The sequence below is a fragment of the Halobacillus sp. 12SKB genome (assembly GCF_052941655.1).
The window spans coordinates 2,895,109-2,909,443 of the sequence record NZ_JBRFWR010000001.1; the positions used below are offsets into that span (position 1 = coordinate 2,895,109).

Genomic DNA, 14,335 nt, shown 5'->3' on the forward strand with positions numbered 1-14,335 from the left:
AATTTAGGAGGAACCATCATGAAAAAAATCATTCTATTATGTGTTACTTTACTATCGATTACATTTCTCGCTGCGTGCGGGGAGGAAGAAGAGAGTGCAGACGCTTCCGGAAAAGACACGATCCGATTTGGAGCTACTGCCGGACCCTACAGCGATATGGTCACGAAAGCGATCGCTCCCCTATTAGAGGAAAAGGGATACGAAGTGACGAACAAAGAATTCACGGACTATGTTCAACCAAACAAAGCCCTGGCAAACGGCGATTTGGATGCCAACCTTTTTCAGCATAAAATCTACTTAGAGTCTTTCGCCAAGGAAAACAATCTCGATCTATCTGAGGTCATCATCGTACCGACAGCGCCGATGGGGATTTACTCCAATACATACGAGGATATCGAAAGTATTGAAGAAGGTAGCACGATGGGAGTACCGAACGACCCAACCAACCTGGCTCGTGCTTTGATTGTTCTTGAGGATGAAGGTCTGGTTGAGGTTGACGACAGTGTCGATCCATTGCGTGCATCATTGAACGATATTACGAAGAATAAGAAAGATATCCAGTTTGTCGAAGTGGAAGCTGGTCAACTGCCGCGACTTGTTGATAGCGAAGATTTATCCATGGTTCCAGGAAACTACGCCTTAGCTGCTGGAATGGACCTCTTGAATGCCTTAGCGCTTGAAGATATGCCGGATGACTACCGTAACCGTGTAGCTGTCAATACGGAAGATCTTGATGCACAGTTTGTAAAAGATATTAAAGAAGTTGTGGAGTCAGAGGAGTTTGAAAAAATCATCGATGAAGAATTCAAAGGCTTTGGAAAACCACAATGGATGAAAGAGTAGAAGGAAAGGCTGACGTGGATGCGTCAGCCTTTTTTTAAAAAGGAAACCGCCTGGTTGTTAACATCCAGGCGGTTTCCTGATTCTATTATTTTAGGTTGGTTGATGCTCCCAGGTGTAGTCGATGTATTTAGAAAGGATTGGTCGCCCATTGAAGCGACTGCTTAATGAAGATACGAGGATGTAATTTCAATTGAGAAACCATGTATTCAGCAAGGTCCTCCGGCTGCATGTACTTCTCTTTATCCTGTCCTTCCATATCTTCCCCTAAAGCAAGTTCTGTCGCCACGAGGCTCGGATTCAACGTGAAGACACGGATGTTGTCCCTTCTCACTTCCTGCATCAAAGCTTCCATCATGCCTTGCAGGGCGAACTTCGAACCGCTGTAAGCCGTGGATCCGGCTGTCCCTTTGAGACCGCTGCTTGATGAAATGTTGATGATATCGCCTTGTTTTTTCTCTTTCATCATCGGCAGGACCGCTCTCGTCACGTGGTATGTACCGTAAACATTCACTTCAAACGTCCGTTTCCATTCTTCAGGCTCCAGTTCAAGGAACTTCCCGTATACTCCGATCCCCGCATTATTAATAAGGATGTCCGCTTCACCTAGTTCTTCCTGCAACTGCTGGACCGCTTTTTCAACTTGTTCAAGGTCAGAAATATCTGCAGCTGCTACAGACGCCTGAACACCATAAGAACGAGCTTCCTCTGCAACCTCTTCAAGACGGCTTTCTGTCCGGGCGATCAGCCCGACATGGACCCCTTCTTTTGCAAGTTGCAACGCTGTCGCACGTCCGATGCCGCGGCCTGCACCCGTCACATAAGCGATTTTCCCTTTGATTTCCTGTGCCATGATCCTCACTCCTTTTCCTGTTCTTCCTTCAAGTCTACGAGTTTCCGTTTTTGAAATCAAAAGATAGCGTCTACCTGTGGGGTGATTCCTTTGATAGACTATTAGAGGGAGGGAGTTTATGGAAACTTTTGTGCTTTTGAGACAACCCAGGCATGAAGTAGAAGCCTGAGTCTTGGAATCCAAAAGAGAGATGAGTTACATAACTTGAACTGAGTTTTCCGCAGACGGAAAGTTTTTTTAAAACGTATTACAAGGTTTGGAACCTTTACGTGGAGGAAAACGTACAGGCTATTATATTGAACAACTTTGCTGTATGTCACCATGGGTAATATCTTTTAAAGCAGTATGACGTATAGCCTATTGGGTTCGGGGAGGTGTATGATGCAAAAGGCGATCACAGTTCATTATCAATCCGATAAAAAGAATAACGTAAGTGAGTTAAATCAGCTTCTGCAAGAGGGATGGAAGGTTGTTTCACAGAGTCCAGTTGGATTGGTTCCAATGGTTTCTTCCCTTGTCATTCTGGAGAAGGATTAGGCCCCCTCTCTTCGCAATTCCTTGAAAAAAGGAGACCAATAGTTATGGGTACCGCCTTTTCAATAGAAGGCGGTCTTTTTGTATTAAGAACTTTAGTCATGTTCATTCAGAAAAGGCGGCCCCATAAATTTGCGGCTTGTGTATAAATGATCGTGAATTCAAATCTTAATGTATGGGGGGACATATTTAACTATGTGGATAATATTAGGGGTTATTGCTATAGTCGCAACTTTTGTAAATCTTTATATGTACAAAGCAGGAAAGGATTATAAGCTTGCTATGGCGATGGGAATATCATTTACAGCATTAACACTTTGTGCAGAATACAGCCTTGTATCTCGGTGGGTAAGAGTGGAAGACTGGGCAGCTTTATTGGATGTCGTACCAGGCATGGAAAGGGCATTATGGTTTTTGACAATCGTTTCGATCTTACTAAATATAGCACCTATACTTTTAGAAATAAAAGGTAGGAAATAATGACTTATTGTCACTTTATTTAGTTCCTTATGTATAACTAACGGTTGCGTTAGTTGAAGAAGGGGTCGTTTGTTCAATGGAATGATTTTCTTTTTATAGTATAAAAAGATCCGGCGATTCACTTGCTGGATAGACAACGGGTCGACACTTTTGTTTGTGCAAGATTCATAAACAAAAGGATCGCCCTGTTTTTTTTATGTAAAAAACCAATTAATGGTTGTAGTTGCATTCGACTGTGTATATAATGTGTATATAGTATATATACATTATATCCTGAGGAACAAGGATACAAAAGAGGGATTAGCATGCAGATTATTATTTCCAATAAATCGAAGGAGCCGATTTATGAACAAATTACGAATCAGATCAAATCTTCTATTTTAGCAGGTGACCTGATTGAGGGTACGGCGTTACCATCGATTCGTCAGTTGGCCAAAGATTTACAGATTAGTGTGATCACGACGAAGCGTGCGTATGAAGAATTGGAGAAGGCTGGTTTTATCTACTCCATCGTGGGCAAAGGATCATTCATCGCTGAACAGAATTTAGAGGTCATGAGAGAAAGGAAGATCAAAGCTATGGAAGATCAGCTGAGTGCGGTCATAGCCAACAGCCGGGAGCTCGGCCTCACACTTGATGATCTACAGCAATTATTAACAACTTTATATGAGGAGTGAAACCATGGAGAATGTGGTTGAATTAAAAAACGCGACAAAAAAATTCAAGGGCTTTTCCGTAGAAAACATCGATTTACAAGTGAAGCAAGGGTTGATTACAGGTTTCATTGGAGATAATGGCGCCGGCAAGTCGACAACGATAAAGATGATGATGAATTTATTAAAGCCGGATGCAGGGGAGGTCAAGGTGTTCGGGTTGGACTACAGGACACATGAAAAAGAGATCAAGGAACGCATTGGGTTTGTGTACGATGGAAATGTTTTCTTTGAAGGGTTGAATTTGAAAGATATAAGACGGATCGTCGGCCCTGCGTACAAACGGTGGGATGATGGATTATTTAATAAATATGTGGAACAGTTTGACTTGCCGCTCAATAAATCGATAAAGACCTTCTCAAAAGGAATGCAGATGAAAGCATCCTTGGCCATTGCCTTATCCCATCATGCTGAGTTGATTATCATGGATGAGCCGACAGCTGGTTTGGACCCCAATTTCAGGCGGGAGCTGTTGGAACTTTTGCAGGAGGTCATGATCGACGGCAGGAGAACGATTTTTTTATCTACCCATATAACGACAGATCTTGATCGAATCGCGGATTACATCGCCTTTATCCAGAGAGGGGAATTAGTATTTAATCAGTCCATCCAGGACATCTCCGATAATTATGCCATCGTTAAAGGGGGATTGGACCTATTAGATCGAGACACAGAGCAGGATTTTGTACATGTAGAGAGGGCCTGCACAGGGTTTCAAGCCTTAACGGAAAATGTGAAAGCGGTGGAAAATACTTTCGGTGATTCGGTTGTGATCGAACAGGCCTCTCTGGAAGAAATTATGTATTACACGAAGGGAGAAAATCAGAATGTTTAATTTGATAAGACGTGATGTTATTCTGCAGAAAAAACAATTGCTTTTCTTTATTCCATTTATTTTAATCTTTATTTTGTCGAATTCACATCCCATTCTGACGTTTCTCGTGGCAAGTATTTTCATCCCTTTTAACGCTTATGCTTATGATGAAAAAGCGGAGACCAATGTGTTATTGAATTCCCTGCCTTATACACGTAAGGAGATTATAGCATCCCGTTATCTAGGTGCGATCTTATATATGATTCTTGCCCTTGTGTTATCGAGCCTTGCTTTATTTTTATTGGATAAACCATTCACAATCAAGGATATTGCCATCGGAAGCGGACTGTTCTTAACCTTTTCCGCATTCACTTTTCCATTGTTCTACATCTTTAAACAAGGCTATATATTCACAATCGTGCTGATCTCTTTTCTCATTTTGGCAGGAATTGGACCTTCCATCCTGAATTATTTAGAAGGCTATTTGACTCCTTTAACCAATTTTGTCGCTAATCTTTCTGTTCAGGCTTTGTATACAGGAGCAGTAATCACTGTGATGATTGTATATGGCATCTCATGGAGCGTTTCCCATGTTATTTATCAACGAAAAGCGTTTTGACAGAGTACGAACGTTGGAATAGGGAGGATGATTCTCTCTGTTTCGCTATTTCACATACAAAAAATAGTCTGGCTGTTTATGTACGAAGGTGGATGACTTCAAAGTATAGAGTAATTGAGCGTTAGTTATAGATTTGCAAGAAATTATACAAATCAAGTCTTATAGTAACAGGGACTAATGTGAAATAGACTCTAAGTGAAAGACCGTAAAATAGGCAAAGTTTATGCAGAGTGCTTATTTTACGGTCTTTCTATTATCCAAAAACATACGGCCATTTCAAACATAAATGAAATGTCCAATACAGGATCGTGGATGGTTATGTAGAAAAGTATATATATAAGCAACTTAGACCAAACGTACTTCGTTAATAGCTGTATTAAATATGCACTTATGATGATGGAGTGTTTGTATGTAGCCATTCGTTTACAAAGGTTTTGATAGTGTGGGGATTTTTGTATGCTGATGTTTTCCTTTAAAAAAGGTACTGAACAAATGAGGAGTGGTGGAAATGAAAACAGGATGGAAACGCTCGACTCCGGTCATCGTCCCGGGTTCCAGCGATTATACACCAAATTGTTTTAAGTGGTGGTCAAGATGCTTGTAGATTCCTTTTCCCCATTGTTCGGAAGTAAGTTTTCCGAAAAAAGGATGTGGATGATCTGTACAAGCCTCTGGTCCATTCTTTTGAAATGTTATTATTTTTTGTTTCAGTTTTTCTCTTTCTATTTCAAAATCTCTTTTACTTGTAATTAAGATAGTAGGAATAGTCGACATATTGTGGTCTAAAGGTTTGTCATTATAAAAGATGGGTTTTGCAAATCTACCTACGAATAACCCCAGCCAACCTCTTGGAGGTAAAGAATTTCCCATTGCGATATCTTGGAAAGAGGAGCAATGAGCTAACATTTGAGAAACATCCATTTTTCCCCACTTTGGTTGTGAATCCACACTCAAGTTTTCAATACGATTTAATATTTCATCTGTATACGTGATCTCAAAAATATTATTCATTAGATTACTCCTTTCGTTTTTTTTATTACAAAAACGCGCTTAATTATATAGTACATAATTCAACGTCAACGTTATTTTATCCTTTTAACTAACTGATGCTATTGTTTAAATTTTGCTTCAGGATATCTCGGAATCAAATCTTCCAGATAAGGGGTGATTGTTTAATGAAAAGTAAAGTGCTTTATGGAGGTTTAATGGCAATTTAGAATACAAGTCAATTGTGAATGATATATGGAAATAAAGGAAATCTCATAAAGAATAGGGGGACCTACAGATGTTTAGAAAAGATGATTTAGACATCATTCTTAATGAAAGAAAGGATGATTTGACTCCATTGGTAGTAATGATGTGTGGTGTGGCTGGTTCTGGGAAGACCACATTCTCACAACAATTAGAAAAAGAAGGCTTTGTACGTCTCTCTATTGATGAAGAAATATGGGCTACAAAAGGTCGTTATGGGATTGATTTCCCCATTGAAAAATTTGAGGAATATAAGAAAGATGCAGAAAGTAAATTACGCAATCTTTTAATAAAGTTAATTCATGATAAACAACAGGTGGTCATTGATTTCAGTTTTTGGGATCGTGGAAGAAGGGACCAATATAAGAGACTAATTGAGGATTCTGGAGGTAAATGGAAACTTTTTTATTTAAAAGTTCATCCAGATGATTTACGTGAACGACTTAAGTTACGTAACAAACGTTTTGATGCAAATTCTTTTCCCATTTCTGAAGAATTGTTAACTTCTTACCTTAAGGGCTTCGAGATACCGAATGGTGAAGGAGAAATTGTAATTGAAAATAAGACCTATTGAACAACACAAGGGTTTTAAATTCCATAATATCTTGAAGCTGACCCTTCAGGAATAGGGGGCGATTATTCAATAAGAATGATCACCCTTTTATTATTAAAGAGTTGGGCAGGTTTATGAAAGACTCAGTTTCGAGATATTAAGTATTTTGAAACTAAATTGGAGAAGTATCGTATGTGTAATAGGAGAAATTTCAATAAAGGTGAAGAGGAATACTATTGAACTTCTATAATGGAGGTGTTGAATCGTCTATGGGTAATGGAAACCAACATAAACCATTCAGTGATTCTAAAGCCCACAAGCAAGGTTATCCTAAACCTAGCGGAGGAAAACTACCATTACCAATAAAGTTAATAGGATATTGTTTTTTTTGGAGCTTTTTCTTAATGACTTTGTTTGGGGTTTGTAGGGAATTTTCTTTTCAACTAACGGTGATGTTTCTGCAATAAGTAGAAGGAGATCTTAAAATCAAGTCTTCAAGTATCGCTGGCGATTGCTCGATATGGAGTTTTTCATTGTTTATGCAAAGGGAATAAAAAAGTTAGGACTAGTATATTAACCGTATGTACATAGTGGAATAAGAGTGACTTTTGGAGGGGTATTATGATTAATGTCTATATTTATGCACTGGACACACTAGCAGACTGGGAGCTTGGATATGTGACGTCAGAGTTAAATTCCGGCCAATACTTTAAGAAGAATAGCGATAATGTTTCTGTTGAAATCGTTGGGGCTGACAGGAATTCAATAGTAACCAAGGGAGGGATGAGAGTTGTACCAGAAATAACCGCTGAAGAAATCATTTCTTCACCAACAACAGTTTTATTGCTGCCAGGATCAGATACGTGGAACGACCCAAAACACAAACCGATTATTAACAAGTCAATTGAATTGTTAGAAAGTGGAGCAGCCGTTGGTGCAATTTGCGGTGCTACATCTATACTTGCCGAAGCTGGTGTATTTGATGGACATGTACATACAAGTAACAGTTTAGACTATCTCAAGATGGTAAGCCCTAGCTATAAAGGAGAATATTATTATAGAGATGTTAAAGCAGTTTCAGATGGAAATTTGATAACAGCTAGCTCTGCAGGTGCGTTGCTCTTCGCTAAAATTATACTGGAGAAGTTAGATGTGTTCTCGGAGGATACCCTTGAGGCGTGGTATAACTACTTCAATACAGGTGATCCTAAATATTTCTACGAGTTAATGCAGACACTACCTTCTTAATTAGGATGTTTGTTTTTTTCACTATCAATATCTTGAAATCGAATCTTATAGAAGCGGGGCTAATGTGAAATAGACTCTAAGTGAAATATCGTAAAATATCGTGGATGGTTATGTAGAAAAGTATAAATAAAAGCAACTTAGACCAAACGTACTTCGTTAATAGCTGTATTAAATATGCACTTATGACGATGGAGTGTTTGTATGTAGCCATTCGTTTACAAAGGTTTTGATAGTGTGGGGATTTTTGTATGCTGATGTTTTCCTTTAAAAAAGGTACTGAACAAATGAGGAGTGGTGGAAATGAAAACAGGATGGAAACGCTCGACTCCGGTCATCGTCCCGGATGGTCAAACATTATCGGACATGCTGCATTCCTTCTTGCGGGGCAGACGGGTCATGGGAGTTGAACCGATCGATGGAGGACTCAGCAATTCGAATATCAAACTCTCCCTTACCGATGGAGAGGATGTTGTACTACGCATTTACAATGGTGGCGGCATTAAAGGTCATATCGAAAAGCGGATTTTGGAACGTGTCCAAAACCACCTGCCTGTTCCGGAAGTACTATATCATGATTTTTCCTTGTCCCGGGTCGAGTACCCTTTTCTCGTTTTGAGTTGGGTGGAGGGTTTTCAGCTATCCGAGGTGTTCAACGAAGGGAATGCCGATCAATTATCGGATGCCGGACACAAAGTCGGCAGGTGGCTCGCCGAGATGCATTCCATTCAGTTCTCTGCACCAGGGTTCTTTGATGAAGAGCTGAATGTGCAGGAATTTTTGACGATTGGAGCGGATTCTTTCAGGAGTGTATTAGAGGATATCATCACTAAGGGCTATGTAGAGGAGAACATAGGTTCAGAAATGGTCGAGGAGATCAGACGATTCGCTGATGAGCAGGCTTATTTGTTGGATCGAATCGGGGAGCAGCGTTCTTTAGTGCATAGCGATTTCAACCCCTTGAACATTCTCGTCAAAACTGGCGGAGAAGCGGTGGAAGTGACGGGCATCATAGATTGGGAGTTTTCGTTCAGCCACTCTCCGTTACATGACATCGGAAATTTGCTTCGCTATGAGGATGTGGAAAACTCTCCATTTCTAGGTCCATTCATTTCAAGTTACCTTCAGCATGGAGGAGAACTCCCTGTGGAATGGCTGCAGCAAGCGAAAATGATGGATATGATCGCATTATGCGATATGGTGAGTAAAAAGGGCTGTGAAGAAACGCGGTTGCGTGATATTCAAAGCCTTTTTCGAAAAACGTTCCGGGAATGGGACCGCTATGCAGAGGTTCAAGAGAAGATAAGGTAGACGGAAGGCTTGAAAGGGTGTGAATGTGGGCGCATCCTTTTCTAACAAAAGGTTCTATTAAAGATGGGTGAAGGTATTATTCAGTTTGAAGCTGAGTTTTCAAGTAAAGGGAGCGATTCTTTAATAGATCTGACATTGTTATGATGTGATTAAGCATAGGAAGGGGAGATTTTAGTGAGTGAAGGCTTACTTCATCATGTAGAAATTTATGTTTCCAATTTAAAGAAGTCAGAATCATTTTGGAACTGGTTTTTGGAAGAGTTAGGTTACCAGTCTTATCAAAAATGGGAGGAGGGACAAAGTTGGAAGTTAGGAGAAACTTATTTGGTGTTTGTTCAAACAGAAAATAAGTTTTTAGACGTCCCTTACCACAGGTGCAGGACCGGTTTAAATCATTTGGCTTTTCACGCATCTTCCCGTGAAAGAGTAGACGAAATGACAAAAATGCTCAAGGAGAGAGGTATAACTATTTTATACGAAAACGAACATCCATTTGCAGGTGGGGAGGATTATTATGCGGTTTACTTTGAAGACCCGGATCGAATCAAAGTAGAATTTGTTGCCCCATCACCATAAATTGTTAAACAATGATCTTGTTTCCGATTCTTACATAAACGGGATATCGTTTAATCATCTTAAATTACTCGGAAAGAAATTTTTGGTTTTTTTGAAACTTTCCCCAGTTAGTCTTTAGCTGGAAGTCAATAGGAGGTCATGAATATGACCTCCTATTTTTTCTATTTGTGCCCGGCTGAATGGCAGGGTTATTCATCCTGAATAAGAAGATTAGGTGATAGAGCTACTAATCTTGTTTGCGGAGAGACGTCTCAAGTGAAAACCGCTCATGAAAAGGGGAGAGGGTAAAGTGAAACATGTGGAAGTGTTTGTAATCGGAGGAGACGCTGACAGCTTGAGTGCACCGCTTGTGTTGGGGCGATCTGAACGCAAATCCCTCGTATGGAAGGCATTCTCAGGATTGCTGAAGGATGCAAGAGATGCCTCTAATATGACCCATCCAAGGCTGATGAGAGTTTGGAAACGTGGTGAAGCATCATGACGAAACCAGTCTATGATACACATTATCAAGAACAGAATTATTTCGGAAACCCTTATCCTGGACTTTTGGCATTCTTTGAGACGTATGAGCCGAAAGGGCATGTGCTCGATCTGGGATGCGGCCAGGGCAGAGATTCATTATGCTTGGGAAGGTTAGGGTACACAGTGACAGGCGTTGATGTCTCCACTGTCGGGCTCGATCAAATGAATCAAGCCGCCTGTGACGAGCAGTTAAACGTGACCGGCAAAGTAGGAGATGTGTACACCTACCCGATAAGAGAGGAACACGACATTGTCCTTATGGATTCAATGCTGCACTTTTATAAAAGGGATGTGGAGAACGAAACGAAGCTCCTCCAGCGTATTGCTTCAGAGCTGAAAAACGGTGGGGTGTTGGCCATTTTCATGATCCAGGGGGTAAAGAGGGAAATCTATTTGAAGCGTGTGCTGGATGAGATGGAGGTCGTATGGGAAGTACTTGCTGACCACTATACAGACTACCCGGAATTCGACGCTCGCTATCATATGTATATGATTAAAAAAGTTCGTTGAGTGACCGATTATAACGGCGCCTGCCCTCCCCGCTCTGCCACCTTAAAAGATTGGGGATCAGGTGCCATTTTAAATCTTTATAGAACATATGACGCTAACGAAAAAATTAAAGGAGGAGTGGGAACATGGAGATGTGGGATGTTTACGACAAGGACAGAAATCTGACAGGCAAGCAAATGAAGCGTGGGGATCGATTTGAACAAGGTGCTTATCATTTAGTGATTCACGTGTGTTTATTTAATCAAGATGGAGAAATGCTGATTCAACAGCGTCAGCCAAGTAAGGAAGACTGGAAGAACATGTGGGACATTACCGTAGGAGGCAGCGCGATCGCCGGGGAAACAAGTCATCAGGCAGCAGAAAGAGAGGTGAGTGAAGAAATCGGTTATCCATTGCACCTTCGAGATAGACGACCTTCTCTAACTGTTAACTTTGAGTATGGATTTGATGATTATTATCTTATTGAAACCGATGTAGATATCTCAGCCCTTCCGCTACCGACAGAAGAAGTTAATCAGGTGAAATGGGCGTCAAAGGATGACATCATCCGTATGATTTCTGAAGGTTTATTCATTCCTTATCATGAGTCGTTGATTGAATTATTGTTTGATTTGAGAAAGAACATGGGAGCACACAATTTAAAATGAAATACGTTACATATTGTCAAAAGGTGGTTTGAAAGATGAATGATGGTCAATATGATCTTCCATTTAAACGGCTATGCTTTAATGCTTGCTTGGGTGAAATCGTCGGCCCTGCTGAACAAATAGCTGGCGGACTTCTACACAAAATGTACCTATTAGAAACAACAAAAGGTAAATATGCAGTGAAAGTATTGAATCCTGAAATAATGAAAAGGCCAGAGGCAATGATGAACTATATGAACTCTGAAAGAATCGCAAACCTTGCTTCCAACCACATTCCGGCACTGCCAGCGAATATCATTAACGGCAAATCTGTTCATGAAATAAATAACCAGTACTATATGGTGTTTGAATGGATGGACGGCAGGATTCTAAAACCTATAGACATTAGGAAAGTACATAGTAAGAGAATGGGTTCAATTCTTGCGGATATCCATAATATAAACTTTAAAGACCTGGATATTGCGTTTGATGGACTAAGTAACGGCCCCCTGATAAAGTGGGATGATTACTTGAAGAAAGGTCTGCAGGCGAGTGCTGAATGGGCAGGGTTATTGAACGATAACAAGGATAAACTCTATGAATGGGAGTCTAAGTCAAGAAAAGCAGCTGAAGTTCTCTCATCAGACATGGTGATTAGTCACAGGGACTTAGACGCCAAGAATGTGATGTGGGACCAAGATAGCCCGGTAGTCATTGATTGGGAGTCAGCAGGCTATATAAATCCTATGCAGGACTTAATAGAAACAGCAATCTATTGGTCCTATGACGGATTGGGGAACATAAATGAAGAACGGTTTATGGCATTTATAAAAGGTTATAAAAAGAAATACGGCGTACTTCAAGCAGATTGGACCCGGGTATTAGAAACTGGGTATTCAGGTAAGTTAGGATGGCTTGAATACAACTTAAAACGTTCTTTGAAAATGGAATGTTCAGATGAAGAGGAGCAAAAGCTGGGATCTGCTCAAGTAACGGAAACACTTTTGGAACTTAGACAATATGAAAATTCAATCCCCATACTTCTTGATTTGCTTAACAACAAGGTAGGAGTGATCTAAAATGGATCGAGTTGATGTAGCTTACGCCTTTATCTTTAATGAAATTGAAGAGAAAGTTTTGATGGTGAAGAATAAAAATAGTGGATGGTCTCTTCCAGGAGGCGCTGTTGAAAATGGTGAAACCTTTCAACAAGCAGCAATACGCGAAAGTAAGGAAGAAACAAATCTAACAATAGAAACTCAAAACATAGTTGCTGTAAATGAAGCTTTCTTTGAAAAAAAGGGCCATCATGCCCTTTTCATTACTTTTAAGGCGAAGATTGTGGAAGGTTCTCTACAAATATTACATAATGATGAGATCGATGAAATTAAGTGGGTAGATATAAAAACTGCTAATAAACGAATGCCTTATAATGCAGGTGGGGTAGAAAGTTTACTTAAATCATCTGCTCCTTATACATATCAGGGTTAAAAGTCCGATTTATGTAGTGTTGATAAATTACACCAGAGACTGAAGGGAGTAAAGTAATGAAGAAACTGCGCAATCCTAATGGAGATTAAGTGAGATGGCTCTAATGAAACTTAATGGTAATTTCATTTTGTTTTTTCATTAGTAGTTGCTACTAATATGATTTGCGTGTTTTATAAGAGAAAGAAAATTACGAAACGTCACATTGGAAATCATAAAAAAATAAGTTTGAGTCGTACACAAGAAAACGCTAAATATCTTAACGGATTATGTTTTTATAAGAATTATTCTTCAACCGGAACGCCTCCTGTATAATCGGTAAAAGGATAATGGGAATGTCCAATTCAAATAACAAAGTGTTTGTTGACCACCAACATAGGGGGACTTATTTACAATATTTAGATACCGTTTCATTGCTGGACAAAACAAATGGGAGCAAGTGATTTATGCTCCTTATTGCAAGAAGAAAATGGGGCACCACCTTTTTTTAAGGTAGGTGCTTTTTTATTGGTTAATACCTCACGAAACCATTATTAGATCGGGTTTAGAAGTTAACAATAAAGTTGTGAGTTTCAAATATAGAAACCACAACTTCTTTTTTTGATATTCACAATACAGCACTATATGATGACATATGTGCAAAGGGGGCACACACTCATGAGTCAATATGAAGTTTCAACGTTGAAAAAAGGACTGATCATTCTCGATCTGCTTATGGAGAGCGGGGGAATGACAATGAACGATGTGATGCATCACATGAAGTTAAACAAAACAACGGCCTTTCGCATGCTCTATACGCTCGAACACATGGCCTATGTAGAGAAGCATGGTCAAGTTTACCGGGTTTCATCTAAGCTTACGGAATTCAAACAAGACCATAATCCTTTAGTGGATTGGGTATCGGTTTCCCCTCTGTATGAACTCAGTCATGATCTGGGAGAAACCGTATATATCGGCATCCTGGACGGGACAGATGTGATTACCACTCAGGTGGTCAATGGTACACATGCGATGCGCATCCATTCACAAGTGGGGGATCGTGATCCTGCTCACGGAAGTGCCCTTGGCAAAGCCATCGTTGCTTTTTTTGACGAACCAAGACAAAGGAAATTCCTGAAAAAACTGCAGTGGAAGAAGCAAACAGTGAATACGTTCGACGATGAACAATTGTTTCTTTATCACCTCAAAGCCATTCAAAATCAGGGCTATGCAGTGGATGATGAAGAAACCGAGATTGGACTTCGATGCATTGCGGCCCCTATTTATCGAAACGGGGAAGTGGTGGCCTCTGTAGCATTGTCTGGACCGGCTAGTAGAATTCCTAAGCCATACGACACACAGATAAGTAAAAAAATCAGAGCATGTAGCGCTCAAATATCAAAACTATTGTAACTTGACGT

18 protein-coding genes are annotated in these 14,335 nt (G+C 40.1%); 16 read left to right on the plus strand and 2 right to left on the minus strand.

Annotated features, from left to right (window positions below; translation table 11 throughout):
• Positions 1–18 precede the first annotated feature (18 nt).
• Complete coding sequence (locus ACQ4XT_RS14360; RefSeq protein ID WP_446854271.1) at positions 19–843, plus strand: MetQ/NlpA family ABC transporter substrate-binding protein; 825 nt, start codon at positions 19–21, stop codon at positions 841–843.
• A gap of 127 nt (positions 844–970) precedes the next feature.
• On the opposite strand, the gene ACQ4XT_RS14365 is transcribed toward ACQ4XT_RS14360, so the two are convergent.
• Complete coding sequence (locus ACQ4XT_RS14365) at positions 971–1,693, minus strand: 3-ketoacyl-ACP reductase (RefSeq protein WP_446854272.1); 723 nt, start codon at positions 1,691–1,693, stop codon at positions 971–973.
• Between the two features lie 381 nt (positions 1,694–2,074).
• Between ACQ4XT_RS14365 and ACQ4XT_RS14370 the strand changes: the two genes are divergently transcribed.
• From ACQ4XT_RS14370 to ACQ4XT_RS14390, 5 genes are all read left to right on the plus strand, one after another.
• Positions 2,075–2,230 (plus strand): hypothetical protein, encoded by a 156-nt coding sequence (locus ACQ4XT_RS14370; protein WP_446854273.1) that lies wholly within the window; start codon positions 2,075–2,077, stop codon positions 2,228–2,230.
• A gap of 192 nt (positions 2,231–2,422) precedes the next feature.
• Positions 2,423–2,707, plus strand: a complete 285-nt coding sequence (locus ACQ4XT_RS14375) for a hypothetical protein (RefSeq protein ID WP_446854274.1) — start codon at positions 2,423–2,425, stop codon at positions 2,705–2,707.
• 305 nt (positions 2,708–3,012) lie between these two features.
• Positions 3,013–3,384, plus strand: a complete 372-nt coding sequence (locus tag ACQ4XT_RS14380; protein WP_446854275.1) for a GntR family transcriptional regulator — start codon at positions 3,013–3,015, stop codon at positions 3,382–3,384.
• Between the two features lie 4 nt (positions 3,385–3,388).
• Positions 3,389–4,255, plus strand: coding sequence for an ABC transporter ATP-binding protein (locus ACQ4XT_RS14385; protein ID WP_446854276.1), 867 nt, complete (start codon positions 3,389–3,391; stop codon positions 4,253–4,255).
• Positions 4,248–4,853, plus strand: coding sequence for an ABC-2 transporter permease (locus ACQ4XT_RS14390; protein WP_446854277.1), 606 nt, complete (start codon positions 4,248–4,250; stop codon positions 4,851–4,853). Before ACQ4XT_RS14385 ends, ACQ4XT_RS14390 begins: the two co-directional genes overlap by 8 nt.
• A gap of 561 nt (positions 4,854–5,414) precedes the next feature.
• Here ACQ4XT_RS14390 and ACQ4XT_RS14395 read toward each other — a convergent pair.
• On the minus strand, positions 5,415–5,864 hold the full coding sequence (locus ACQ4XT_RS14395) for a DUF1569 domain-containing protein (protein ID WP_446854278.1): 450 nt from the start codon (positions 5,862–5,864) through the stop codon (positions 5,415–5,417).
• Positions 5,865–6,138: 274 nt separating this feature from the next.
• On the opposite strand from ACQ4XT_RS14395, the gene ACQ4XT_RS14400 reads away from it, so the two are divergent.
• The 10 genes from ACQ4XT_RS14400 (at position 6,139) to ACQ4XT_RS14445 (ending at position 14,327) form a co-directional block, all read left to right on the plus strand.
• Positions 6,139–6,678 carry a P-loop nucleotide/nucleoside kinase family protein gene (locus tag ACQ4XT_RS14400; RefSeq protein WP_446854279.1) on the plus strand — a complete coding sequence of 180 codons (540 nt, stop codon included), beginning with the start codon at positions 6,139–6,141 and terminating at the stop codon, positions 6,676–6,678.
• 600 nt (positions 6,679–7,278) lie between these two features.
• Positions 7,279–7,905 carry a DJ-1/PfpI family protein gene (locus ACQ4XT_RS14405; protein ID WP_446854280.1) on the plus strand — a complete coding sequence of 209 codons (627 nt, stop codon included), beginning with the start codon at positions 7,279–7,281 and terminating at the stop codon, positions 7,903–7,905.
• A gap of 300 nt (positions 7,906–8,205) precedes the next feature.
• A complete protein-coding gene (locus ACQ4XT_RS14410) occupies positions 8,206–9,213 on the plus strand; it encodes a phosphotransferase family protein (protein WP_446854281.1) in 1,008 nt (335 codons plus the stop codon).
• A 174-nt stretch (positions 9,214–9,387) separates the two neighbouring features.
• On the plus strand, positions 9,388–9,789 hold the full coding sequence (locus ACQ4XT_RS14415) for a VOC family protein (RefSeq protein WP_446854282.1): 402 nt from the start codon (positions 9,388–9,390) through the stop codon (positions 9,787–9,789).
• A 289-nt stretch (positions 9,790–10,078) separates the two neighbouring features.
• Positions 10,079–10,270, plus strand: coding sequence for a hypothetical protein (locus ACQ4XT_RS14420; RefSeq protein WP_446854283.1), 192 nt, complete (start codon positions 10,079–10,081; stop codon positions 10,268–10,270).
• Positions 10,267–10,821 carry a class I SAM-dependent methyltransferase gene (locus ACQ4XT_RS14425; protein WP_446854284.1) on the plus strand — a complete coding sequence of 185 codons (555 nt, stop codon included), beginning with the start codon at positions 10,267–10,269 and terminating at the stop codon, positions 10,819–10,821. Before ACQ4XT_RS14420 ends, ACQ4XT_RS14425 begins: the two co-directional genes overlap by 4 nt.
• Positions 10,822–10,946: 125 nt before the next feature.
• Complete coding sequence (locus ACQ4XT_RS14430; RefSeq protein ID WP_446854285.1) at positions 10,947–11,468, plus strand: NUDIX hydrolase; 522 nt, start codon at positions 10,947–10,949, stop codon at positions 11,466–11,468.
• 35 nt (positions 11,469–11,503) lie between these two features.
• The gene (locus ACQ4XT_RS14435; protein WP_446854286.1) at positions 11,504–12,526 is read left to right on the plus strand and encodes an aminoglycoside phosphotransferase family protein; all 1,023 of its coding nucleotides are present in this window, start codon (positions 11,504–11,506) and stop codon (positions 12,524–12,526) included.
• 1 nt (position 12,527) lies between these two features.
• On the plus strand, positions 12,528–12,938 hold the full coding sequence (locus ACQ4XT_RS14440) for an NUDIX hydrolase (protein WP_446854287.1): 411 nt from the start codon (positions 12,528–12,530) through the stop codon (positions 12,936–12,938).
• Positions 12,939–13,592: 654 nt separating this feature from the next.
• Positions 13,593–14,327 carry an IclR family transcriptional regulator gene (locus ACQ4XT_RS14445; protein ID WP_446854288.1) on the plus strand — a complete coding sequence of 245 codons (735 nt, stop codon included), beginning with the start codon at positions 13,593–13,595 and terminating at the stop codon, positions 14,325–14,327.
• Positions 14,328–14,335: the final 8 nt, after the last annotated feature.